Genomic DNA, 23,498 nt, shown 5'->3' on the forward strand with positions numbered 1-23,498 from the left:
GTTTGTTTTATCCCGATGTACATTTGGTATGGACCGGGTTTATAGTTTAAATTGAGACTTTTCAATGAAAATAAAATATTGATGATCCCCTTATGAAATGAAAGGGTGAGTATCAGTAATCATTATTCTTCGAAATTAGTAATTTTTTATTTCCTACCGATAAAATGATGACAAGATATGGCTCTATTGCGCAAGTCTTCGTTTCTTTGAACGGAATTTCCCATTAATTAGCTTATTAATCCCGATAAATATTTGTGAATACATGGCAGGAATCTATCTACATATCCCTTTCTGTAAAAAAGCCTGCCACTATTGTGATTTCCATTTTAGCACAAGCAGCAACCTGATGGAAGAATTGATACATCAAATAGGAAAAGAATTGGTCTTTCGAAAAAATTACCTACCCGAGGGAGAGATCATTGAATCAATCTATTTTGGGGGGGGGACTCCTTCTCTTTTGTCGCAATCCCAGCTTTCGTATTTGATGGATACCATCCACGCAAATTACCCGGTCAAACTGCGGGAGGTCACGTTAGAAGCAAATCCGGATGATTTAAATGACGCAAAACTTACTCAATTTTTATCCTGTGGGATCGATAGACTCAGCATTGGAATACAAAGCTTTAGAAATGAGGTGCTAACTTTTTATAACCGGGCACATAATGCCGAGGAATCACTTCAATGCATTGAACTGGCCAGAAACGCCGGTTTCGCCAAATTATCCATCGACCTGATGTATGGTTTTCCCTCCTTAGACCATACCGGGTGGGAAGCAGATCTGCGCACAGCATTGGATCTGGACCCGGGACACATCAGCAGCTATGCATTGACTATAGAACCGCGAACAGCCCTTGGGACTTGGGTAAAAAGAGGTACCTTCCAGCCCGCGTCGGACGATTTTGTCGCTGAGGAATTTGAGATCTTGCAGGATGCCACGGAAGCTGCCGGATATATTCAGTATGAGATTTCCAATTTCGGCAAACCGGATGCCTTCGCCTTGCACAATACAAATTATTGGACCGGCGCCCCTTATTTGGGAGTAGGTCCAAGCGCACATTCCTTTGACGGGACAAACCGGGGATACAACGTATCTAACAATTCCGGTTATGTAAGGGCTCTGCGTGAAGGAAAGTTAGTCTTTGAAACAGATAATCTAAACGCAGAAGATCGGATTAATGAGTACATACTTACCTCTCTACGTACGATTTGGGGTACAGATTTGAATTTTTTGGAAACCACCTATCAGGTGAACTTAATTGAGCTTAAGTCAGCGGAATTAAACTTTTTGAGCAAATCCGGTTGGGTAAGCATCCAAGACGGACACCTAATTTTAAGCCGAAAAGGCAAACTTTTGGCAGACAGTGTCGCCGCAAAGTTGTTCCTATAAAATCACATTTTTGAAAATCCTTTCGCTCCATTATCTGACGGTTTGAATTAATCCTGTATCTTTGACCTATGCGAAAATATGCCAACGATGCAGCCAGAAAGAGCATCACTTCTCCGTTAAAGGATGTGTTTAGAGAACTGCTTGAGGCCTATAAAATCCGGGATAAATTCGACGAAAGGGTAGTGGTGAATGGCTGGTCGGAGCTTATGGGCAAAACCGTGGCCAAACGGACAGGAAACGTCAGCGTAAGAAACAAAGTGCTCTACGTTCAATTGACTTCTGGCCCTATTAAGAAAGAACTCATGATGAACAAATCAAAGGTATTGTCCCTCATCTCTGCAAAATACGGGGAAGGAGTGATTACTGATGTGGTTTTTTTATAACCTTAATCCCCTTCCCCACTCGACTGAACTTCAAATTCGTCAATCGGAATGGGCAGGTTTTTCAACTATTGCACTGAACCAAATACCCTGCGCATAATGGCAGTCGTCCGTTCGGCTGGATTCTCCCTGATTTTGAGCTCTTCCTCGGCGATCAGTTTAAACAACCCATCAATGGCCATCTCAGTAACATAAGCATTGAGATCCGGATTTATTTTTCGGGTAGTAGGTATGGCATTATAGGCATTCACCAAATCGGTATAGTGCCTGGTAGCACCGACCTCGTTTAGAGACTCCTGCACTTTAGGCTCAAAAAGAACGGTCAATTGCTCAGTAGTGGTTCTTCTCAAAAACTGGGTAGCGGCATCCTGATCACCTCTTAGTACGGCAAAAGCATCCTGAATGGTAAGTTGCCGAATGGCGTTTATAAAGATCGGTTTGGCTTCTTTGGCTGCACTTTCCGCTCCCCTGTTGATTGTGAGAAGGACACGGTCCACTTCTGCCCCCAATCCAAATTGCCGCATGGTGGATTCTAATCGGCGAAGGTCTTCTGGAAGCGCAATTCGAATCAAATCATTGCCAAAAAAACCGTTTTCCTTAGCTGCCTGGTCTGCTCCGACGGAAATCCCCTTTACAAGTGCGTCACGGAGGCCATTTCCTACGTCTTCATTTGTGAGAGTAGCTTGGGAAGCCCCTTGTATAAAACGGTTGACATCGGCACTGGTACATCCAAATGTCAATAGTGACACTGTAAAAAAGAATAAATAGTTGATTCGGTTCATGGTTCAGTTTAGGTATATAACAAGGTTTTATAAAATGAGTTCATGCTTTCTGACAGGTAATATGTATTATTGCGTTCCTTTTATTTATGTTCAGACTACCTAACATACAACTTAGCAAGATTACGGTTTTTCTTGCAATACTTACCTGGATTGGGTTATTATTGGTTGACCTTACCCGAGTATTTGGTAATGTCAATGAGATTGAGGTAGGGTTGGATTCAGAACTGACTTGGATTCTTGAGATCATTTTTTTCATTTTGCTATACCTTTTTTTCAGCCAGTCTATCTCCCGCCATCAAAATGAAAACTTTCTCCACCTAATTTGGCGGGCGGCTTCCACCGGCCTTTTTGCCACTGGGGTTGCCCTTTTGATTGTTGTTTTATACAACCTGATGGAGGACACTGCCCTGTATTCGGATCCATTGCTTAGGAATTTCTTTTATCACGTCAACTTCGCGCTTACGAGTTTATTTTTGGTTTCTACGGCTTTGTTGTGGAAGCACCTCATTCTCTACCAGCGTAGCAAGGCAGTGGTACAACAATGGCAGGCGTTTGAGATCATTCTTCTGGTCAGTATGTTTTTTGTATTGATCAATAAAAATGATTTGGATTACGGCTTCTTTTTTGGAATGACCTTTTTGATTATTTACAGCATTATTCTTTCCGCCAATCTAAAATGGATTCCCTACCTGACCTTCAAGGAAAAATGGAAATCTATCTTGTTTTTGTCAACTATCCTCATTTGTGCAGGTTACCTGCTGTATCAAACTTTGGATTACAGCCTTAAAAACCCATATTTCATAAATCTTTCGCAAAATCTATTCCTTCTCGGTTTATTTGCCTTCGTCATAATTTATTCGCTATTCAGTTTTTTAGTCACCTTGTTTAATTTGCCGACTTCTTCGGTTTTTGAACAGAAGCTTATCGAAGCAATCAACTTTCAGCGGTTAAGTCAATCCATACAACCTGGGGAAAACGAAGAGCAGGTGTTGGATATTCTGATGGACAGCTGCATGAGTGCTGCCTATGTGGATGCCGCGTGGTTAGAGATCATGCCCAGAGATTCCGATCCAAAGGAAATCGTCCATCAGCGTTTTATTTCAGACGAAGAGCGTCTGGATGTTCGGCAAATTATGGGACAAACCAAGCCATTTTCCGATCACCTGAGCAATGAAAATAATGAGAAGATAGAATACATCTTCGGAAAAATACCTCATGAACTTTACAAATCCGCATTGGTTTTTCCCATTCGGGTAAACAAAAAACTTCTGGGAAACATTTTTCTAGTAAAGGAAGTGAAAGATGGGTTCAACAAAGAGATGATTAACATTATTTCCACTTTTGTCGGACAGGCATCTATATCTGTAGAAAACTATCGGCTACTCAATGAAGCCATCGTAACGGAAAGGTATAAGGAAGAATTGGAGATTGCCCAGCGGGTTCAGCGCAGTCTCCTTCCTACGGAGCTGCACCACAATACCTGCTTTGAAATCGAGGGGTTTTCTGCCGCAGCGGATGAAGTTGGAGGGGATTATTACGAAACGTATCAGTTTGACGACCATAATTTTGCGCTAATTATTGGAGATGTTTCGGGCAAGGGTACATCTGCAGCTTTCAATATGTCACAGATGAAAGGTATCTTTCACAGTCTGGTGCAGTTTGGGCTACCTCCAATAACCTTTCTTATAAAAGCAAATAACGCGCTAAGCCATTGCTTGGAAAAAAACCATTTCATCACCACTACTTATTACCTGTTGGATACTGCATCCAAAAATATCCGGTTTGCAAGGGCTGGACATTGCCCCACGTTATACTTTAATTCTGCCTTGGGAAGGAGCGAGTTTTTGAAAATCAACGGGATGGGATTGGGGATGGTGCGAAACCAACAATATGGGGATTTTCTAGAAGAAGGGAAACTAACCTATGCGCCAAGGGATGTACTGGTAATGTATACGGATGGAATAATTGAGGCGAAAAATCTGGCAGCAAAAGAATTTGGATACGACCAACTCAGAAATGTGTTGAATTTATGCCACCATCTTTCTGCGAAAGAAATTAAAGAAGAGATTATTCGGAAAGTATATGAATTCATAGGAAAAGATGCTCTTCCAGATGATGATTATTCGCTTATGGTTATAAAATTTATTGAATGAACATTAAGATTTCATACACGTATAACAGACTATGTTAGAGATAACACTAAGCAAAAAAGAATCGTATACCCTTATCCGGCTTAATGGAGAAGTTGATGCCAGCAACTCCGTGGAGTTGGATCAAGCCATTCAGGAAATATTGGCTGCAGGCACGAAGAAAATACTGGTTGACGGGTCTACATTAGAGTATATTTCCTCTGCTGGATTAGGAGTCTTTATGTCCTATTTGGAGGATTTTCAGGACAATAATATCGCTTTCGTCATTTTCGGACTGAATGATAAAGTACAGAATGTATTTCATATTTTAGGATTGGATCAATTGATTACCATTGAGAAGGACCAGCATGAAGCATTGGCAAGAATTTATGATGCATGAACTGAAGTTAGCCTGCGAAAAAAATAGGCTGGGTGAGCTGAGATCATTTCTTTCAGATATTTTGAAACCGAAGGACCTCAATGAAATCGTACAAAATCAATTGATTCTGGCTGTGGAAGAAGTGTGTGCCAATCTCATTATCCACTCCCACAACTGCAACCCGGACGATTTCATCAAACTCCGGGTCACTGATGACGCGCATAAAATAACTTTTGAGATTTTTGATTCTGGACAGGCATTTAATATCCTCGAATACGAAGCTCCTGATTTGTCCAAAGTGATAAAAGAAAAACGAAAGGGAGGAATAGGAATTCTATTGGTCAAAAAGATCATGGACAAAATTGAATTTGAGTCTAAAAACAGCCAAAACGTGTGCAGGCTGGTCAAGCAGCTCAAATCCAAATGATTGTTAAATTCAAGGAGATATCAGGCAATAACACACCGATTGTCTATTAAAATTTGTAACATTGCATGATTATTTCCTGGATGCGTAAAAATGAAAACCAGTCTTAGATGCTTGTTGATGGGATGTATGGCACTAGCCTGTACCCCAAAAATCACTGCAGACAGCCAGCTGACAACCTCCCCACCGGAGGATCCCTATCTGATTTCAATCGATGGTATCCCTGTGCCGGCTGAGGAGTTTTTGTATGTTCTATCCAAAAATAGCGCACCGTCCGAAGAAAACAAACTCGTAAGTTCAGCAGAGTTTGAAGAAAATTTCCAGTTATTCATCAACTATAAGTTAAAAGTAACAGAAGCAGAGAAGCTAGGATATCATGAATCGGAAGAGTTCATCGAGGAATTCGGTTCCTTCAGGGAAGATATTCGGAAGCCTTTCCTACTGGAAAACGAAGTTCAGGAAGGCGAGTTGCAAAAAGCCTACAGCCGTCTCAAGGAGGTAGTAAAAGCCAGTCATATCCTCCTCTCATTTCCTCCCAACGCAAATCTTGATGACTCCTTGACTGTTTTAAGGATGGCCAATAAAATCCAAGCTGAGGCGAGTGAGGGAATGGATTTCAGCCAATTAGCCCTAACACATTCCCAAGATCCATCCGTTGAGACCAACCGGGGTAATTTGGGTTACTTTACTGCCATGCAAATGGTTTATCCCTTTGAAGCAGCAACCTACAACCTGCAAGTCGGGGAGGTATCAAAGCCTATATTAACAGATTACGGCTATCACATCATAAAATTGGAAGACCGAAGACCAAATCCGGGTGAAATCCGTGTATCTCATTTGTTGGTAAGAACCAGTCCCGATGATGAGATGAGTGAGGATAGGGCCAAGCGTAAAGTAGTTGATATTTATGAACAACTGCTCAAAGAGAACAGTACTTGGGAAGAAATTGTAGGCACATTTTCAGAGGATCCAGGTACCCGCCAAAGCGGAGGGTTACTTCCTTGGTTCGGAGTCGGCAGTATCGTTCCCGAATTTGAGCAGGCTGCTTTTGCCCTGCAAGAAATTGGCGAGATTTCCAATCCGGTGAAAACACCTTTCGGTTACCATATTATCCGTCTTGAGGAGGTTAAGCCTGTAGCTCCTTACGAAGAACTCGAACAAACCTTGAAATCCCGAATTCTGAGAGATAGCAGATCTACTCTGATAAAGTCCCAAGTGACGGCCATGCAAAAGGCAAAATACGATGCCCAGGAAAATGATTCCATTTTCCACCTTCTTGCTGAGACATTTCAACAAGAAAACAACCTAGCCCCTGAAAGCTTGAAAGGGAAATGGGAACAGCGAGAGTTATGGGACAAATGGGTGTTGCGGATTGGAACAGATACTTTAAGAGTGGTAGATTTTTGGCAGTATATTATCGAGGAAAGTTCTTCGGTAAAAGCCAATAAAAAGACGGACTTGGAATCATGGAAAGACGGATTTATAGTAACTCAGCTTAATGAAGCCGAAGAGAGAGATTTATTCAAAAACAACAAAGATTATAGGCTGCTCGTGCAGGAATTCAGAGATGGAATCTTGCTGTTCAATCTGATGAATGATTTGGTCTGGCAAAAAGCCATTAATGATTCTGTCGGCCAAAGAACATACTATGAAGAACACTTGGACCGTTATTATTGGCAAGAGAGGGTTCCTTCACTCGTAGTGAAGATCACCCAACCCCAGAACGAAGAAATCTCCAAACTAAGGGGATACCTGCAAAATAAAGAATATGAAAAAGGGTTGGAAAAAGTGCTTCAGGAAACCTTTTTAGAAAGATTCCCATTGTTATTTACTTTAGAAGACCGATTAGTAGAGACTACTGAAAATCCAATTTTCCAAGACTTAGACCTTTCGAAAAATTTTCACGAAAAAATGGTAAATGGAATTCGCTATTTTATCCTAACCGGGGACAAACTACCTGAAGGTTCTAAAGAATTTGAGGAAACCAGAGGAAAGGTTATACAAGATTATCAGACATACCTAGACGAAACGTTGATAAATAAGTTAAAAGAAAAATATAGTATTAAAATAAATGAAGGTGAAAAAAATAGAATCTACCACCTTGCAGTCAACTAATCTTTTTATTCTAGGATTTATTGTGCTGTTCCTTTCTAGCTGTGATATGTTTAAGATCAAAAGCGAGGAAGACGACGACGATCCCGTCGTCGCTTCTGTTGGTAAAACTAACCTTCATATTTCTGACATTGATTTTATTACCAAAGACACCCAGTCCAACTTGGACAGCGCAGAACTCGTAAGTAGGTATATCCAAACTTGGATCAAAAAGCAACTTATGATCAAGGAAGCAGGTAAAAACCTTACAATAGACGAATCTGAACTAAACCGAAAGTTATTGGATTACCGATATGCGTTGATTATCTATGAATTTGAAAAATCACAGGTGGAACAGTCTTTGGACAAAAATGTCCCTTTGGAAGAAATTACTTCCTATTACGACAAATTCAAAGAAAACTTCTCGCTGAAAGAAATAATTGTTCGAACCAATTTTATTAAAATGGAAAAAGGCCTTCCTCAAAAGCGGCAGGTAGAGCGATTGCTTAGAAGCACAAGAGATAGCGACCGTATAGAGCTAAAGGAACTTTCCCTCCGCTATGCCAACAACTATTTCTTGGAAGACTCAACTTGGATCAAATTTGACGATATTATCCTGAATACACCTCTGGCACAAAGTACAAATAACGTACAATTATTGAAAAGTAATAAGCATATTGATATAGAAGACGACAACCATGCTTATTTCTTTCACATTCTGGAATACAAATTGCAGGACCAAGTTCCGCCTTTAGAATTTGTAAAGGATGAAATATCAAAAATAATCGTTAATAAAAGACGTGTCGCCCTTGCAGAAAAGCTGCATAAAGAAGTATACGATAAAGCATTGGAAAATAATGAGTTTGAAATTTATGATTAAATACCTGAAATTCACCTGTATCTTATTCCTTTTTGTTTTGGTCATTCTGCCTTCATTCGGTCAGGATACCCTAGCAGTGGCAGATACTCCAAAACCTCCGGCTCCAATCCCGACTGGCCAGGTTTTGGACAAAATCATTGCCAAGGTAGATAACAATATAGTTCTGGAATCCGACTTACAGAAGGCATACCTGGAGGCAATATCCCAAGCTCAGGAGGGATTTTCAACGCCTACCAGGTGTGAAGTGTTTGAATCCTTACTAATAAATAAACTGATGATGGCCAAGGCTGAAATCGATTCTGTGATCGTATCAGACCCGGAAGTAATGATTCAAACAGACCAGCGGTTTAGCATGATCATGCAACAGTTTGGCGGTGATGAGGAGACGCTGATAGAAGCCTATGGGAAAACCTCCGAGCAGTTAAAAAATGAATTGCAGGACGCCATTAAAGAACAGATGGTGGTGGCCAAGATGCAAAAGACTATTTCAGAGGATCTGACCGTCTCACCTGCAGATGTAAGGAAATTCTTTGGCAGCATTCCCACTGATTCCCTTCCTTTTTTCTCCGCAGAAGTTACAGTGGGACAAATTGTGAAAAAACCAGAAGTAAATAAGGCAGATAAGGACAAAGTCAGGGATTTTTTACTTGAGCTAAAGCAAAAAATCGCAGATGGTGATGAGGATTTTGCGAGTCTGGCCACGAAATATTCTGAAGATCCGGGTTCAAAAGTCCAAGGAGGTGATTTAGGCTTTTTTAGAAGGGGAGAATTGGCACCGGAATATGAGGCAATGGCTTTTGCACTCCGTCCGGGTGAAATTGGCGATCCTGTTGAGACCATGTTCGGATTTCACCTAATCCAATTGCTTGAACGAAGAGGCACTACCTTTAATACCCGCCACATACTGATCATACCCAAGCCGTCAGAGGAGGATATTGCCAAGGCTGAGAGATACTTGGACAGCTTACGTACACAAATCGTAGAGGAGAAAATTACGTTTGCCAAGGCTGCGAAGGAATATTCAGATGACCGTTCGACTTCAGACAATGGTGGTTTTTTCACCGACCCTATTAACGGATCAAGTAGGCTTACTCTGCGTACGTTGGAAGATCCCGTTTTATATTTCACCTTGGACAGCATGAAAATAGGAAGCGTCACCACGCCCATGAGGTTTGATGATGTAGATCCGCGTTCAGGTAGGTCAGAACCTGCAGTTAGAATTCTCTTTTACAAAGAGCGATTTGCTGCCCACCGTGCAAATATCAACGACGATTATGAAAAATTGAAAGCTGCTGCCAGAAGGAAAAAAGAAGAAGAAATTCTTAGCAAGTGGTTTATTGTTGCCAAGGAGGAAGTATTTATCGACATCGATCCGGATTACGACAGGTGTGAGGCACTTCAGGAAAAGTAGAAAAGGAATATAATTCCATACGAATCAAAGCACCTAAGAAAATTTAAATATTCTATTTTCTTAGGTGCTTTGATTTAGTTATCGCCCGGAAATAGAAAAGAGCACCTTCCCGGGTTTTTGTTTTTAATAGTAATTGAAACTTGAATACGCTCTTTGACTTTAGCAGGTCAACAGTTTATCAATCAATTCCAACGATCTTGTAGACTTTCCCATCTGGCTTGGTGAAAATATAAACTTCACCATCAGCGTCTCTTCCTAGCCGAAGATCAACTCTTCTGGTTCCGGAGAGTTCCACTAGGGATTTTATAACACCATCTATTTTTACCTGCCACTCATATATTGGAACCGTTGCTCCATAAGATAGTTTGTCGGTTTCTACATAAAACAACCTACCTCTCACAATATCGCCAAACAAATATTTCCCATCTAATTTTGGCACATTTGCCCCCCAATATTCAAAGCCACCGGAAATTGCATTGCCTTCGTCGTGATCGTACATAGCCACCGGATAGGTGAAGCCCCAGTTGGCCTCATCTTCAGGCAATGTAAATACTTGATTAATGGCGACCTTGGAATCGATCACCCATATTCCTTCACGCACTGGCCATCCGTAGTCTTCTCCCGGCTGAAGCATATAGAGCGACTCTACTTTACCCTGCCCAATATTCGTGGCCAATTTCTGCCCTTTCTTGGTCCAAGTCAATCGGTGTGGATTTCGGAACCCATGAACAAATATCTCCTCCACTTTGTCCTCTTGGCCCACAAAGGGATTGGAATCAGGAATGCCATACTTTCCGTTGCTACTGTTGGTACCTTGAGGATCTATGCGAAAAATGCTGCCCCAGGCTTGGCTTGGTCCATAAGGGATAAATTCATATCCTGATCCGACACTGCCCCCATCACCAATTCCGATATACAGCAACCCATAATCTTCATCTCCAGGCTTAGCCAAGGGGTTGAAGGTGATCTCCTGCATACCGTGGATACCAGTGACCATATCAATCCGGAACAATTCCCTGCTTTCTCCTTGGAAAGGTGTCCCCGCTGGATTCCCGGTTTTCCACTCTAGTACAACCCACTGCAGCGTAACCTTGATCGAATCCGCATATCCAAAATCAGACTGAGCTGAGCCTGGACCTTCCGTGTGGGTGGTGTAAAGCAGGCCGTTTTGGGTGAATTCGGGATGAAAAGCAAAACTCCCAAATCCAGTAGCCAATCCAGGTTTATTGATAAAATTGGGCATCAAGGCTTCCATGTCCATATAGGGAATAGTATTTCCATCGAGGATCTCAAACATTTTTCCCCGTAAATCGACAATGTACAACTTCTCGGATGTAGGTTCAAAGTCAAGTTTGGCGATCCTAGTTCTGGGCATTTCCTCACTGGAAGGAGCGACTTGGGTGACTAGTTCAATCCTAGCAACCAAGTCAGATAGTGGAATCGGTTCCGGAATAGGATTCGCAACCGAGTCCGCCCTGATGAAGGTGCTTGCCTCCGGAGCGTCATATTGGTGCATATACGCGATTATCGCATCAATTCCCTCCTCTCCCAGGTAATTAAAAGCGGGCATATACGATTGGTATCTGGCGAAGATGGCTTGGGAACGCTCATCCCCACCGTCAATCATTTCTGTGGGATTGTTGATAAATCCCCTCAACCAATCTACCGGTACTATACGGGTTAAACCGCCAAGTTGAGGGCCGATGCCGTCTTGGTTAAAATCATGACAGGTAGCGCAGTTCTGTTCAAAAAGCTCCTGGCCCTTACTCACTGTGGCTTGATTCACCAAAATCAGCTCTTCTACGGACTTGGTCTTCGAAGTACAGGAAAAAAGAAACACCCACAAACATAAAAGGGCTGGAAAGTACCGATAGTATTTTTTGGTCATAGCATTTGTGGAAGTCTTAATTACCTCCATAGATATTAATTTGGCCTAAATTAATTCTAAATTTCTGAATTCGAAAAGGAAGATTTTTAAAATGGTTTTTCTAGCCTTTAAAGATTCGCCTTTTCATTCCTGTAAAAATTAAATCATTAGAAGTTTTCCTTTGCTATATTTGACCCTTCAATTCAACATTCCAGTCAATGAAAAGCCAGTATTTGTCTTCTTTTGCAGCACTAACCTTCCTTTTAATTTTGGCAGGGAATCAGGTATTCGCACAGCAGCGTCCCGCTGGCAAAATCACCGGGAAAATAGTCGATGCCCAAAGCAAGCAGGCACTCGGATTTGCAACCGTCAGTATGTTTGCGGAAGTGCAGGGTGAAAAGCGGCTGGTAAATGGCAGCATAACGGCCGAAAACGGCACCTTTACATTGGATACCGAATTAGGCAATTTTTCTCTATTGGTGGAATTTATGGGATATGAACCGCTTGCTATTAACGAAATGGCGGTGACCAGGGAAAAAAACAGTATTAACCTGGGTGAACTCAGCCTGACATCATCCGCTGAAAACTTGGATGAAGTCGTGGTATTGGGTGAAAAAAACCTGATGGAGCTCAGTTTAGACAAGCGAATTTTTAATGTGGGAAAAGACCTTGCCAATGCTGGGGGAACAGCTACCGATATCCTGATGAACCTTCCTTCAATCAATGTGGACCCGGAGGGGAATGTACGCTTAAGGGGAAGTGAAAATGTCCGGATTCTAATAGATGGCAAACCTTCTGGATTAGTGAGCTTTAAGGGAAGCAGCGGCCTACAGCAGCTCCCGGCTAACCTCATCGAATCTGTGGAAGTAATTACCAACCCCTCTGCAAGATACGAAGCAGAAGGTATGGCGGGGGTCATCAATATAGTTCTCAAAAAAGAAAATGCCCAAGGCTTCAACGGTTCCTTCGAGGCTATAACAGGCAATCCCACCAACTTGGGCTTTGCCGCGAACTTAAACTACCGAAAAAACAAGATCAACTGGTTTGTCAACTACGGTTTTGCCTACCGTGAGGTTCCTAGAGACGGATTTCTTCGCCAAGATGTGTTTAGTGCGGATACCTCATTTTACACCGAGCAGTTCACTGAGGGTTTTGTCAATAGTCGAAACAACAATATCCGGGCTGGTTTAGACTACTACCTATCAGACAATAGCATCTTGACCGGTTCCTACTTACTCCGTAGAAGTGACGCCCACCGCATTACCAATATACGGTATGAAGATTATGATGTGAATAGGAACATGGACAGTTATTTTCAGAGACAGCAAAATGAAGTCGAGAACGAACCAAATTCCGAGTATAGCATTAGCTACAGCAAATCCTTTGAGCAAGCGGGGCATAAGTTAGTTGCTGCGGTTACCCATTTGGATTATTGGGAAAATTCAGATCAGGTCTACACCGAGTTTGCCTTTCAACCAAACGGTACACCCATCCCAAACCGAAATCTACTCCAAACTTCCATCAACGATGAGTTTGAAAGGCAGTGGCTTTTCCAACTGGACTATACAAAGCCGATATTTAAAGATGGAAATTTCGAAACGGGTATCCGCAGCAGTTTCAGGGATATGGAAAATGATTTTATTGTCAGCGAACAAAATGAATCGGGAGATATGATCCCGCTACCCGGGCTAAAGGATGTTTTTCTGTACGATGAAGATATTCACGCCGCCTATGCCATTTTAGGAAACAAGACCCAAAAATTTTCCTATCAAGGAGGGTTAAGAGCCGAGAACACCAATGTAAAGACGACCTTGGTACTTGCCAATGACATCAATCCACGGCAATACACCAACTTGTTTCCCAGTGCCCACGTCACTTATAATATCAGTCCGGATGATGCCATGCAGGTTAGCTATAGCCGTCGTATCCGACGGCCATTTTACGGTGACCTAAGTCCATTTGTGACGTTCTCCGATGCCAGGAATTTCTGGAGCGGCAACCCTGACCTTGAACCGGAATTTACCGACGCCTATGAGGTGGGACATATCAAATACATGGACAAGGGATCCATTTTTTCAACCGTTTATTTCCGGAATACGCATGACAAAATAGAAAAAATTCGAACCGTGGATGAGGACGGTTTTTCTATGACCTTGCCTCAAAATCTACTTTCTGAAAGGGCCTATGGTGCGGAATTCACCAGCGATTATAATGCAACCAACTGGTGGAAAATGGATTTAAATTTAAATGTGTTCTTTGCCCAGATAGATGGCAGCAACATAATGGAAGAATACAAGAGGGATACCTACAGTTGGTTTGCCCGCTATACGACCCGGTTTAGCCTGCCGAATACGTTGGACATACAGTTGCGAACCAATTATGAAGGGAGACAGCGTGTAGCACAGGGGACACGGAAAGCGCTGTACTATGCGGATCTTTCAGGATCAAAGGACGTTTTTAAAGGCAGAGGCACGCTTATCTTAAATATCATGGATATCTTCAATACTAGAAGAACCCGAATGATTTTCGAAGGACCGGGTTTTGTGACTGAAAGTGATTTTTTGCCTAGACGGCGGCAAATCAATCTGTCACTCAATTACAGGATCAAGCAAAGCAAGACCGCCAAGAAATCTGATATTTTGGGTGCTGAATAGGGATCAATCAGTTCAGAATAAGAATATCGTTGACTTTCTGGCAGACAAAATCGGTGGTGGGCCATTGCAAATGGCTTTTAGAAAAATACTTTTTTCAAGTTAATTGAATATAAGAAAGTGTAATGGATACACTATGCAAACGCAACACCCACGAAGCGAATAATTAGTGGTATACATATTCTTACCATTCAACCCACAACCAATAACCTACATGTTAAACCCGGCTGCGGCCCCAAACACTTCCCTTTTTCATTTGGTTATGCAGGTATATGAAATACAAAAGAGCGATTGTATGGTTTAGAAATGATTTGAGGCTGCACGATAACGAAGCGTTGACCAAGGCCCTGCAGCAGACGGATGAGGTAATCCCAGTCTACTGCTATGATCCACGCAGTTATCAAAAGACTCCATTCAATTTAGAAAAAACCGGTTCCTTTCGGGCGAAATTTGTAAATGAGTCCGTATTGGATCTTAGAGGTAGTTTACAAGCCAAAGCGGCCGACTTGGTCATTCTAAACGGCCACCCAGAGAAAGTAATGGTCGAATTTGCGGAGCAACATCAGGTTGAGGCCATTTATTTCTCACAGGAAGTAACCACCGAAGAACAGACGGTCGAGAAGTCTCTGGAAAAGAATTCCTGGGCTAAAGGAATAGCTACCCAAGGATATTGGCAGGCTACCCTCTTTCACCTGGATGACTTACCCTTTCCCATTCCACAGTTGCCAGAGGTATTTACCGCATTCCGAAAAGGCTGCGAAAAACTTTCGATAGTCAGACAGGTGCTTCCGACACCGGACAGAATTCCATATCCAACCGCAATTGGATCGATTGGGGAAATTCCCAGTTTGGAAGAGCTGGGACGTGAAAATCCCGTCGAAAATGAAAGGTCTGTCCTGTCTTTCAAAGGCGGTGAAACGCAAGGACTTCAACGTGTTGCGCATTACCTTTGGGAAACTGATTCCATTGCCGAATACAAACAAACCCGAAACGGTTTGCTTGGGGCTAATTATTCAAGTAAATTCTCCCCTTGGCTATCGGTAGGGGCACTATCTCCTCGTTGGATTTATTCGGAAATTCGAAATTACGAAAAGGAGGTTGAAAAAAATGATTCCACTTACTGGTTAATCTTTGAATTGATATGGCGGGATTACTTCCGCTTTATCTGTAAAAAGCACGGTAATAAAATCTTCCAGCTTTCCGGCATACAATCCGATACTATATCTTGGAAGCAGGATGAGGATGCGTTTCAGGCTTGGGCTGCAGGAATAACAGGAATTCCTTTTATTGATGCCAATATGCGTGAATTGAATCAGACCGGATTTATGTCCAACCGAGGCAGGCAATTGGTTGCCAGCTTTCTGACGAATGACCTGCAAATAGACTGGAGATGGGGAGCAGCCTATTTTGAGAGTAAGTTGATCGATTATGATGTATGCAGCAATTGGGGGAATTGGATGTATGTGGCAGGCGTAGGCAATGATCCCCGCAAAGACCGCTACTTCAACATCCTGCTACAGGCAAAAAACTACGACAAAAAAGGCGACTATGTTCGAACATGGATTCCGGAACTTGCCAAACTTCCCGGATTCGATATCCATCAGCCTGAATCCCTTTCCGAAAAAATGCGGAACAGCAAGGGGGTGCATTTAGGTGACAACTATCCGTTCCCTATCGTATCTTTTGAAAATTGGAGCTAAATAATAAGCGATATTATCCTGAACCTAATAACAAGAGTCCGAAAACCCTCCAGATTTTTTAGATAATCATCTAGTCGATCTGTTAACGTATAAAACCTGGAGGGCTTTTTTCCTACCGTGCAGAAAAGTAAAGCGATTTTGGAGATTCACTAACGCACGTATTCTTGCACTTCCTGATGCCGGAAACATTTAACAAGGTGGTCATTCACCAGTCCGGTTGCTTGCATATGGGCATAAAGCGTTGTGCTCCCAAGAAATTTAAATCCCCTTTTCTTCATGTCCTTGGCAAGCTTATCGGAAATCTCGGTAGTTGCCGGTGCCTTTGACAGGTCAGACCAGTGATTTAGGATCGGCTTTCCCCCAACGAAATTCCAAATGTAGGACGTAAAAGAGCCGAGCTCGTTCTGTATCTCGATGAGTTTCCGGGCATTGTTGATAGCTGCTGCTATTTTAAGCCGATTTCTGATTATTCCCTTATCCTCCAAAAGAGTTTCTACATAACTGTCGGGAAATTCCGCGACCTGCTGATAGTCAAAGTCCGAAAAAGCCTTTCTATATCCTTCTCTTTTCTTCAAAATAGTGGCCCAGTTCAATCCCGCCTGCGCACTCTCTAACACCAAAAATTCAAAATGTTTTTTGTCGGTGTAAACCGGAACTCCCCACTCTTCGTCATGGTATTTCCGGTAACCCTCAAAACCCAGGCACCAAGGGCAGCGGAATTGTTCGGACAGGGGAGATTCAGGTGGTACTGGCATAGTATACGTGGATTAGAAAGGTCTATCAGTTTACAAAAACGAATAACCAAAATCGGGCTTTTTTCCCAATAAAAAAAGCCCGACCGAATTGGCCGGGCTTAAAATAAGTAGTAGAAAGGATTTCACATTAATTCCCAACCAAAAATACCGCATTAGCCATAATAAGCTTTCCGCTTTCCCAAAAGCTTCTGAACATCGGGTTATCCACAAGGTAGACAACCTTTCCATTGCCTACATCCTCCATGCCGAACACAAGTGATTTTTCAAATTGAGGTTTGATCCTGTACCCGATAAATCCGGCCCTATGTCTATCTAAGGAGGGGATATATCCTACATTGACACCCTTAGATAAATATGAATATCTATTTGAATTATTTTTTAAGGTATAAAAACGATCACCTACTCCATATCCCAAGGGATGTGTCTGATCGATCGTTGCTTCCATCACCGCACCGACCACAGAGCCGGATATCTCATTGCGCTCCCGCTCCAAATAAAGAAGGGTTAATTGCTGTTCCATGGCATCGGCCTCCGCCTGTTGCAAACTGTCTTTTTCATCCTGATTGCCATATTTTGCTAAAGAAAATCCTTCCGTCTCTACAAACATTTCCACGGCGTTTTCTACCGCAATCAATTTCCCCCCCTTTTTTACCCAGTCAATCAGGTTCGTGTTACCAGCATCTGTCGATTTACCATAGCTTCCTGATGGCATAATAATGACATCATATGTTCCCAAATCAAATGAGGCCAGATTGTCCTTTTCCAAAACCGAAAGCGGATAGCTTAACTCTTGCTCCAAGAAATGCCAAAGCTCCCCAAAATTCAATGAAGAAGTCCCTTGCCCTCCAATCAAGGCTATTTTGGGAGCTTTAATAGCACGCACAAAATCAGATCCCAAATCCTTTCCTTCGTCCACATACCCCGTGGTTGTTTTTCCTAGGGTGATTTCAAGTTTATTGGCAATATCGGTTACTTTTTGGTGGAAATCAGGAACATACTTATTGCCAGATCGGGTGATGATTAATGAACCTCCAGCATAGCTTTGATCACCGAAACTAAAAGGTAGAGCAGCAGCACGTACCCGTATTTTTTCCTGCATTAGGGCCGTAAGAAAGACTGCGTGCTTTGTCGCGTTCCAAGGTGCAATATAGGCTAAGGCACTTGGGTCTGCTATATTCATTTCAAAAGCTGTTTTTTCAAAACTTCCGCCAGCATTAACTCTAGTCTCCACGGCATAAGCCTCCAAGTTATATGCATACGGCAAGGCCCAAGTAGTAATATCATAAGTAAGACTGTCATTCAAGACCGGCTCCGGCTCAAAGAGAACTTGGGTCAACACAGCTTTAGGTTGATAGGCATTGATGACAATGTCGTTTTCACTAACTGAAAATCTTCCGGTAGTACCCTTCAAGTAATCAAATCCAGTTAAACCTGTATTGCTTCCTCCTCTCCCGTAGCGAATGCCATTTTTATCCAGCAGATCAAGCAACTTAGCAATCTTATCCGGGGCGTTTGTTCCCTTGATGACAAAGCTCTTGTATTTGGCTCTGGGGTTGGAGCTGTTTTCCGCAAAGTAGTTTGCAAACTCATCCACGACACGTTTGGCATGCTGTGAAGTTACTTCTACAGCTGATAATGCAGTCGTATGGTGGTGAAGGATACGGTCGGTGAGCGTAACGGTGTCGCCCTCGGCATTTAGCATGCCAAGCCCAGCCCTTCCGGAGCCACCCTGCTCTATGGTCATCCCAATGGCTCCGTTGTACATGGGGTAAGTGTCTCCGTAGCTGGGATAAAGCAGGTCAAAACGCTCTTTGGTATAATAGAACCAATCTTCCTGATCGAAATACTTGGCCGTATTCCGTCCGAAAAGTTCCTGATATTCTTTCTGAAAATTTGAAAGCTGCTCGTGCAAGGGTTCTGCTGCTGGGGCAAAGAAGTAAGGCTCATCAATACCCATTTCATGAAAATCCACGTGCACCTGAGGTAACCAACGGTTGTACAGTGTTACCCGTTCCTGCGATTCCTTCTGCGTCTGCCACGCCCAATCCCTGTTTAGGTCAAAAAGGTAATGGTTGGGCCTGCCTCCGGGCCAAGGCTCCCGATGCTCTACCGACTGCGGATCGGGCTGGAGGATGGCGTTCGCTTTTTGATTATACCAGTTGACATAGCGTTCCTGCCCATCGGGATTGAGGCAGGGATCCATCACAACCAAGGAATTTTCAAGCCAGGCCTTTGTTTTTGATTCATTTGGATCTACCAAGGCAAATAAGGTCATCATGGCTGCCTCCGACGACACCGCTTCGTTGCCGTGCACGTTGTAGCTCAGCCAAGTTATCGGAACTTGTGTCTCTGGGTTACCTGCTATGATGCCAGTCCGTTTGAGGTTGTCAGTCCGCAAAGTTTCCAGTTTATCAATGTTGTCTTTGGCGGAAATAAAAGCCACCAACAAGGGTCTAAATTCGGAAGTTTGCCCATAATATTCTAAAACGACATTTTCATTTGTCTCGGCTACGTGTTCATAATAGGCGACCACCCTATGATGGGGGGTGAATCGTTGCCCCAACTCATACCCTAAAAATTCAGCAGGACTTTTGGTCTGACAAAATCCCGAGCTAATAATAAAAAGACTGAAAAACAGTAAATAGATTTGCTTCATGCTATATGGTAATTGGAAACTGAATAGGAATTATTAATGATAAGGAATGTCAAAAACTACATGTTTTTTATCACTTCACTTTTCGGGAGTGAAATGCTCCACATTCCCCGCAGGTCACCGACCTTAAAGCCCGTCGCCTGATCCTCCGGATAAAGGGTTTTAATTTTATTCCGAGTTTCTTCGGCGATTTCCGCACCGGGTTCTCCGTGGCAGTTTAGGCACATCCCATTGGGAATGGCAATGGCTTTTGTAAATAACAAGGTTTCACCTTGGTCAATTTTTTGAATATTGGGTTTGTTCTCGATGCCATTTTCCACATTGTAGGCATATGCTTCTAGCAGATTTTTCTCCACATCGCTTGGACTATTGGACGGGTTTCGGTTTTTCAGCGAAACGCGCTTTATAGTGACATTATGCTTTTGGCCAACTTCATGCGTTATAGGTAAGGCCTCGGTATGACAAAATTCCACGGCTCCTCCTATTCCCTGTTCGGCAATGGCTTTCTGCAAGGTACTAATTAAAGCCTGCTGGGCCTCAGTACTAATCTCATCCCCCCACTTCATGGCATGGGAGATCATGTCAGCCTCATTGACTTTCTTCACTTCACTAAGTTTCTTTATTTCGTCAATGACGTCCTTATTCACTTTTTTTTCGCTCTCACACGCAACAAGCACGCAAAGCAAAAATAAAACGGGCAATAAACGGTTAGCTTTCATTTTTAAGGGATTTTGGAAGTAAAGATAAGCAATCATTCCTTTCAATTAATTGGGACTTCGTTTGAATATCGTTTTTTAAAACTTCAAATAAAACCCTAATCTGTGGGAAAAAGTTGATTCTCTGAACAGTCATTTTAAAAAAGAATGCTCCTAATCACATATTTTCTTAATTTTGCAGGCCAAAGACAGAATATATGCTGGACAAGTTAGAAGCCATAAAGGAGAGATTTGAGGAAGTGGGCCAATTGATCATACAGCCGGACGCCATGTCGGATATGAGCAAGTACACCAAACTTTCCAAAGAATATAAAGATCTGGAAAAGGTGGTGGAGGCATACAACGCCTACAAAAATGTCATGGAGAATATCCAAAGTACCAAATCGATATTGGAAAAGGAAAAAGACCCTGACTTCAGGGAAATGGCCAAAATAGAAATGGATGAACTGAAGGAGAAGCAGGAGACTATGGAAGAAGACCTGCGGACCATGCTGATCCCCAAAGATCCCAACGATTCGAAAGACTGCATCCTTGAGATCAGAGGAGGAACCGGAGGAGACGAGGCAGCCATATTTGCAGGTGATCTTTTCCGGATGTATGAGCGGTTTTGTGAAAAGCAAAACTTAAAGCTTACCGTTCTTGACCTGACTTTTGGCTCCTCGGGAGGATACAAGGAAATTATTAGCTCCGTCTCCGGTACCGATGCCTATGGCATGCTTAAATACGAATCGGGAGTTCATCGAGTTCAGCGTGTTCCAGCCACTGAAACACAAGGTCGAGTGCACACCTCTGCTGCCACGGTCGCTGTTTTACCTGAAATGGAGGAAGTGGATGTACAGATTGACATGAATGAGGTACGGAAAGACACCTACTGTTCCTCAGGACCTGGTGGTCAGTCAGTCAACACCACTTACTCTGCGGTGCGATTGACCCACGAACCTACCGGATTGGTCGTCACTTGCCAGGATCAAAAATCACAGATCAAAAACTTCGAAAAAGCCCTTAAAGTGCTCCGTAGCCGGATTTATGAAATCGAACTCGCCAAGCACAATGAAACCGTAGGTGCTCAGAGAAGATCGATGGTCGGAAGTGGGGATCGCTCTGATAAGATCCGAACCTACAATTATCCGCAAAGCCGGGTAACGGACCACCGTATCAACCGTACTGTTTATAACCTTCCCGAGGTAATGGAAGGCAATATCGAAGAATTTATCCAAGCCTTGCGTTTTGCCGAAAATGCGGAAAAAATGCAGGCAGGCGGTATAGAGGATTAAGCTACTTCTTTTTCTAAATACACCGAATAACTATTTCCACTATTCTTATTTCATGCATTCATGATTTCAGTAGATTCCATTTCTGTCATTCACGGGGGAAAGCCTCTTTTCAGCGAGGTTTCCTTTTCTATTAACGAGACAGATAAAATAGCCCTTATGGGCAAAAATGGTGCGGGCAAATCCACCATGCTAAAGATAATTGCCGGATTGTCCAAGCCGTCAAAGGGCGGAGTATCTGCCCCCAAGGATGCAGTCATTGCATATCTTCCCCAGCATTTACTTACAGCCGACGATTGCTCAGTGATGGAAGAAACCTCCAAAGCCTTTGCCTCCTACTTGGGAATGCAAAAAGAAATCGAAGCATTGAATGAGGAACTCACCGTCCGAACCGACTACGATTCTGACGCTTACTACAAGATCATCGAACGGGTTTCTGAACTTAGTGAAAAATTTTATGCGATAGAAGAAGTCAACTATGAAGCTGAGGTGGAGAAGGTACTTTTGGGCCTTGGGTTTGAGCGTAGGGATTTTACCCGGCCCACTTCGGAGTTCTCTGGAGGTTGGAGAATGCGTATCGAACTGGCCAAAATTCTTTTGCAAAAGCCCGATCTAATCCTGTTGGATGAACCAACTAACCACTTGGATATTGAGTCCATTCAATGGCTGGAGGAGTTTTTGACACAAAAGGCCAAAGCGGTGGTGGTAATTTCCCACGATCGGGCCTTTGTGGATAATATCACCACAAGGACCATTGAGGTAACTATGGGCCGTATATATGACTACAAAGCCAAGTACAGCCATTACCTGGAACTTCGAAAAGAACGCCGCGAACAACAGCAAAAGCAATACGACGATCAGCAAAGGATAATCGCAGACAATATGCAATTTATCGAGCGGTTTAAAGGCACCTATTCCAAAACCCTACAGGTACAGTCTAGGGTGAAGATGCTGGAGAAACTGGATATTGTGGAGGTAGATGAGGTGGACAATTCTGCATTACGGCTTCGTTTCCCTCCCGCACCCCGTTCCGGGAAGTATCCCGTCGTCGTGGAGGAACTTACCAAAACCTATGGTGAACATGTAGTCTTCAAAAACGCTTCCATGACCATAGAACGGGGTCAGAAAATCGCTTTTGTGGGAAAAAATGGAGAAGGAAAATCCACCATGGTAAAAGCCATTATGGGAGAAATTGATTTTCAAGGCAAATGTGAACTTGCTCATAATACCCATATAGGCTATTTTGCGCAAAATCAAGCATCGCTCTTGGATGAAAGTATGACTATTTTCGATACCATCGACCAGCTTGCGGTGGGGGAAATTCGGACCAAAATCAAGGATTTGCTGGGAGCTTTTATGTTTGGCGGCGAGGAATCTGCCAAAAAGGTAAAGGTTCTTTCCGGTGGAGAAAAAACCCGCCTGGCGCTAATCAAACTCCTTTTGGAACCTGTCAACCTGCTTATTCTGGATGAGCCTACCAATCACTTGGACATGAAAACCAAGGACATTATCAAAGATGCCCTAAAAGCGTTTGACGGTACCTTGATCTTGGTGTCCCATGACAGGGACTTTCTGGATGGGTTGGTGACAAAGGTATTTGAGTTTGGCAACAAGCGGGTAAAGGAGCATTTCGAAGATATCAACGGCTTCCTCCGGGACAAAAAACTGGAAAACCTCAGGGAGGTGGAGCGGAAGTAGGTAAAGTTTCTCGCAGCGGGCGCAGCGATGAACGCGGCGGACGCAGCGGATTATTTTTTAAATTGATACAAAACAACAAGGCCAGCGATATCCTATCTTATTCAATTCGGTCAGATTAATATAAACCTTCGCAGTGGTGGTGGCGTGAAAAGGTTTCTCGCAGCGGGCGCAGCGATGAACGCGGCGGACGCAGCGGATTATTTTTTAATTTGATGCAAAACAACAAGGCCAGCGATATCCTATCTTATTCAATTCGGTCAGATTAATATAAACCTTCGCAGTGGTGGTGGCGTGAAAAGGTTTCTCGCAGCGGGCGCAGCGATG

At 43.0% G+C, this 23,498-nt stretch carries 17 protein-coding genes; 12 read left to right on the forward strand and 5 right to left on the reverse strand.

What is annotated here, in order from left to right; translation table 11 throughout:
• Window positions 1–262: 262 nt before the first annotated feature.
• Window positions 263–1,387: a radical SAM family heme chaperone HemW gene (hemW, locus tag FQ608_RS02190; protein ID WP_158856152.1), complete on the forward strand. Its 1,125-nt coding sequence runs from the start codon at window positions 263–265 to the stop codon at window positions 1,385–1,387.
• Between the two features lie 68 nt (window positions 1,388–1,455).
• Window positions 1,456–1,770 (forward strand): DUF721 domain-containing protein, encoded by a 315-nt coding sequence (locus FQ608_RS02195; RefSeq protein WP_158856153.1) that lies wholly within the window; start codon window positions 1,456–1,458, stop codon window positions 1,768–1,770.
• A 65-nt stretch (window positions 1,771–1,835) separates the two neighbouring features.
• Here FQ608_RS02195 and FQ608_RS02200 read toward each other — a convergent pair whose 3' ends face one another.
• The gene (locus FQ608_RS02200; protein ID WP_158856154.1) at window positions 1,836–2,549 is read right to left on the reverse strand and encodes a DUF4197 domain-containing protein; all 714 of its coding nucleotides are present in this window, start codon (window positions 2,547–2,549) and stop codon (window positions 1,836–1,838) included.
• Between the two features lie 86 nt (window positions 2,550–2,635).
• Here FQ608_RS02200 and FQ608_RS02205 point away from each other — a divergent pair, with 86 nt between their 5' ends.
• The 6 genes from FQ608_RS02205 to FQ608_RS02230 all read left to right on the forward strand — a co-directional run bounded on the left by FQ608_RS02205 (window position 2,636) and on the right by FQ608_RS02230 (window position 9,863).
• Window positions 2,636–4,702, forward strand: a complete 2,067-nt coding sequence (locus tag FQ608_RS02205) for a GAF domain-containing SpoIIE family protein phosphatase (protein ID WP_158856155.1) — start codon at window positions 2,636–2,638, stop codon at window positions 4,700–4,702.
• Between the two features lie 31 nt (window positions 4,703–4,733).
• Window positions 4,734–5,078, forward strand: a complete 345-nt coding sequence (locus FQ608_RS02210) for an STAS domain-containing protein (protein WP_158856156.1) — start codon at window positions 4,734–4,736, stop codon at window positions 5,076–5,078.
• The gene (locus tag FQ608_RS02215) at window positions 5,068–5,484 is read left to right on the forward strand and encodes an ATP-binding protein (protein ID WP_158856341.1); all 417 of its coding nucleotides are present in this window, start codon (window positions 5,068–5,070) and stop codon (window positions 5,482–5,484) included. The genes FQ608_RS02210 and FQ608_RS02215 overlap by 11 nt, the downstream gene beginning before the upstream one ends.
• A 90-nt stretch (window positions 5,485–5,574) precedes the next feature.
• Window positions 5,575–7,596, forward strand: a complete 2,022-nt coding sequence (locus FQ608_RS02220; protein WP_234364013.1) for a peptidylprolyl isomerase — start codon at window positions 5,575–5,577, stop codon at window positions 7,594–7,596.
• Window positions 7,553–8,452 (forward strand): peptidyl-prolyl cis-trans isomerase, encoded by a 900-nt coding sequence (locus FQ608_RS02225; protein WP_317168879.1) that lies wholly within the window; start codon window positions 7,553–7,555, stop codon window positions 8,450–8,452. Before FQ608_RS02220 ends, FQ608_RS02225 begins: the two co-directional genes overlap by 44 nt.
• Window positions 8,430–9,863 carry a peptidylprolyl isomerase gene (locus tag FQ608_RS02230; protein ID WP_158856158.1) on the forward strand — a complete coding sequence of 478 codons (1,434 nt, stop codon included), beginning with the start codon at window positions 8,430–8,432 and terminating at the stop codon, window positions 9,861–9,863. Before FQ608_RS02225 ends, FQ608_RS02230 begins: the two co-directional genes overlap by 23 nt.
• A 178-nt stretch (window positions 9,864–10,041) precedes the next feature.
• On the opposite strand, the gene FQ608_RS02235 is transcribed toward FQ608_RS02230, so the two are convergent.
• Window positions 10,042–11,781, reverse strand: a complete 1,740-nt coding sequence (locus FQ608_RS02235) for a PQQ-dependent sugar dehydrogenase (RefSeq protein ID WP_234364014.1) — start codon at window positions 11,779–11,781, stop codon at window positions 10,042–10,044.
• A gap of 167 nt (window positions 11,782–11,948) precedes the next feature.
• Here FQ608_RS02235 and FQ608_RS02240 point away from each other — a divergent pair, with 167 nt between their 5' ends.
• Both FQ608_RS02240 and FQ608_RS02245 read left to right on the forward strand, forming a co-directional pair.
• Entirely contained in the window at window positions 11,949–14,384 is a 2,436-nt protein-coding gene (locus FQ608_RS02240; protein ID WP_158856159.1) for a TonB-dependent receptor domain-containing protein, read from the forward strand.
• Between the two features lie 269 nt (window positions 14,385–14,653).
• Window positions 14,654–16,081: a DASH family cryptochrome gene (locus FQ608_RS02245; protein ID WP_158856160.1), complete on the forward strand. Its 1,428-nt coding sequence runs from the start codon at window positions 14,654–14,656 to the stop codon at window positions 16,079–16,081.
• A 149-nt stretch (window positions 16,082–16,230) separates the two neighbouring features.
• Here the strand turns inward: FQ608_RS02245 and FQ608_RS02250 are convergent, their stop codons facing one another.
• From FQ608_RS02250 to FQ608_RS02260, 3 genes are all read right to left on the reverse strand, one after another.
• A complete protein-coding gene (locus tag FQ608_RS02250; RefSeq protein WP_158856161.1) occupies window positions 16,231–16,836 on the reverse strand; it encodes a DNA-3-methyladenine glycosylase I in 606 nt (201 codons plus the stop codon).
• A gap of 127 nt (window positions 16,837–16,963) precedes the next feature.
• Window positions 16,964–19,492, reverse strand: coding sequence for a M14 metallopeptidase family protein (locus FQ608_RS02255; RefSeq protein ID WP_158856162.1), 2,529 nt, complete (start codon window positions 19,490–19,492; stop codon window positions 16,964–16,966).
• Between the two features lie 56 nt (window positions 19,493–19,548).
• Window positions 19,549–20,208, reverse strand: coding sequence for a Tll0287-like domain-containing protein (locus FQ608_RS02260; protein WP_158856163.1), 660 nt, complete (start codon window positions 20,206–20,208; stop codon window positions 19,549–19,551).
• A 194-nt stretch (window positions 20,209–20,402) separates the two neighbouring features.
• Here FQ608_RS02260 and prfA point away from each other — a divergent pair, with 194 nt between their 5' ends.
• Window positions 20,403–21,479 carry a peptide chain release factor 1 gene (prfA, locus tag FQ608_RS02265; protein ID WP_158856164.1) on the forward strand — a complete coding sequence of 359 codons (1,077 nt, stop codon included), beginning with the start codon at window positions 20,403–20,405 and terminating at the stop codon, window positions 21,477–21,479.
• A gap of 60 nt (window positions 21,480–21,539) precedes the next feature.
• On the forward strand, window positions 21,540–23,174 hold the full coding sequence (locus FQ608_RS02270) for an ABC-F family ATP-binding cassette domain-containing protein (RefSeq protein ID WP_158856165.1): 1,635 nt from the start codon (window positions 21,540–21,542) through the stop codon (window positions 23,172–23,174).
• Window positions 23,175–23,498 lie beyond the last annotated feature (324 nt).

The organism is Lunatibacter salilacus (assembly GCF_009797935.1).
In the GTDB taxonomy this organism is placed as follows: Bacteria; Bacteroidota; Bacteroidia; order Cytophagales; family Cyclobacteriaceae; genus Lunatibacter; species Lunatibacter salilacus.